The sequence below is a fragment of the Cellulomonas sp. P5_C6 genome, from assembly GCF_054049635.1.
This window is the reverse complement of the sequence record NZ_JBFULZ010000332.1, coordinates 1-2,007: the sequence shown is the minus strand read 5'-3', so window position 1 is coordinate 2,007 and position 2,007 is coordinate 1. Positions and strand designations below refer to the sequence as shown.

2 protein-coding genes and 1 pseudogene are annotated in these 2,007 nt (G+C 75.2%); all 3 read left to right on the top strand.

Translation table 11 applies throughout. The features are described from left to right. A partial coding sequence (locus ACXJKG_RS20830; protein WP_456847625.1) for a molybdopterin molybdotransferase MoeA occupies positions 1-953 on the top strand: 953 nt, incomplete at its 5' end. Continuing rightward, complete coding sequence (locus ACXJKG_RS20825) at positions 953-1,549, top strand: GNAT family N-acetyltransferase (RefSeq protein WP_456847624.1); 597 nt, start codon at positions 953-955, stop codon at positions 1,547-1,549. The genes ACXJKG_RS20830 and ACXJKG_RS20825, both read left to right, overlap by 1 nt. Before the next feature lie 100 nt (positions 1,550-1,649). After that, a pseudogene (locus tag ACXJKG_RS20820) lies at positions 1,650-2,007 on the top strand (hypothetical protein); the annotation flags it as partial.

The following is a 2,007-nucleotide window of genomic DNA, read 5'->3' as shown; positions in this document are numbered from 1 at the left end:
CGTCCGGCGCGCCGCTGCCGCTGGGGGCCGACGCCGTCGTCCCGCTCGAGGAGACCGACCGCGGGACCGCCCGCGTCGCCATGCAGCGCCCCGCCGTCGCGGGTCAGCACGTGCGCGCGGCGGCCTCCGACGTGCGTGCGGGCGACGTGGTGCTGCAGCAGGGCACGCGGCTGGGGGCCCGGCAGCTGGCGCTGGCCGCGGCCATGGGTCGCGGGCGGCTGCGCGTGCACCCGACGCCCCGCGTCGTCCTGCTCTCCGTCGGTGACGAGCTGATCGAGCCGGGCACGCATGCCGACCGGGCGGGCGGTGGCGGCGTGTTCGAGGCCGACGGGCACGCGCTCGAGGCCGCGGTCCGCGACGCCGGCGCCACCTCGGTCCGCGTCGGCATCCTGGGCGACGACCGGGCGATCCTGCGCGAGGCGCTCGAGGACCAGCTGGTCCGCGCCGACCTGATCGTGATCACCGGGGGGCTGTCCGAGCTGACGCACGACACCGTCAAGGACGTGCTCGCGCCGATGGGCAGCGTCCGGCTCGACCAGATCGCCATGACGCCCGGGCAGCGGCACGGGTTCGGGACCGTGGCCGACGAGCTGGCCAGCGACAAGTCCGTGCCGATCTTCGCGCTGCAGGGGCACCCCGTCGCCGCGCAGGTGTCGTTCGAGGTCTTCGTCCGCCCGGCGCTGCGGGCCATGGCCGGGCACGCCGAGCTGTTCCGGCCGTCGGTCGCCGCCGAGGTCACCGAGGGGTGGCTCTCCCCGCCGGGGCTGCGGCAGTTCGTGCCCGCCACCGTGCTCGGATCGCCCGACGAGGGGTATCGCGTGACGCCGATCGGCGACCCGTCGGCACCGACGATCAACGCGCTGGCGCAGGCCAACGCGCTCGCGGTCGTCGGCGAGCAGGACCTGACGGTGCACCCCCGCCAGGTGATCCACTGCCTCGTGCTGGAGGGCTGATGGCGACCGGTTGGCCCGCTGTGCTCGTCGACGGGGACGTGCGGCTGCGCCCCCTGCGGCGCCGCGACCAGGAGATCTGGATGGCACTGCGCGCGCAGAACGCCGCCTGGCTCGAGCCGTGGGACGCCACCAGCCCCGTGCCGGTCACGGGTCCCCGGCCGTCGTTCGGCACCTTCGTGCGCTCGCTGTCGACGCAGGCGCGCGCCGGGGTGACCCTGCCGTTCGCCATCGACCTCGACGGGCGGCTGGTCGGCCAGCTCACGGTCTCCTCGATCACGTACGGCTCGCTGCGCTCCGCGGCCATCGGGTACTGGGTGTCCGAGCACGTCGCCGGCATGGGCATCACGCCGACCGCCGTCGCGCTGGCCACGGACCACTGCTTCACCGCGCTCGAGCTGCACCGGGTCGAGATCAACATCCGCCCGGAGAACGGGCCGTCGCTGCGCGTCGTCGAGAAGCTCGGGTTCCGCGACGAGGGGCTGCGCGAGAAGTACCTGCACATCCAGGACCGCTGGTGCGACCACCGGACGTTCGCCCTCACGGTCGAGGACGTCCCGGGCGGCCTGCTCAAGCGCTGGCGGACCCGGCACGGGTGACGCCGTCCGGAACGGGTGACACCGTCCGGAACGGTGACACACAGGCCGACACGCCGCGGCGGTCCGCGGGACGCGACGTCCCGACGCCTACCGTCATGACGTGAACGATCTCGCAGGACCGGTCGCGCTCGCGCTGGTGGTCCTGTGGGTGGCGTACCTGGTGCCGCACAAGCTGCGGCACCGGCAGCAGCTGCTGGAGTCCCGGGCGGACGACCGGTTCTCCGAGGCGCTGCGCGTGGTCGCGGTGAGCGATCGGCGCATCCGCCAGGAGGCCGCCTCCGCGGAGTGCGGGCCGACGGCGAGCAGTACCGCGGGGCTGCTGACCCCGGGCAAGGGGCTCCCGGTGGCCACCGGGAGCGCGACAGGAGGCACCACCGTGGACCGACCGCACGGCACCCAGGACCGGATCACCGCCGACGCGGCTCGCCGCGCCGCGCAGGCGCGCGCCGCCCGGGCGG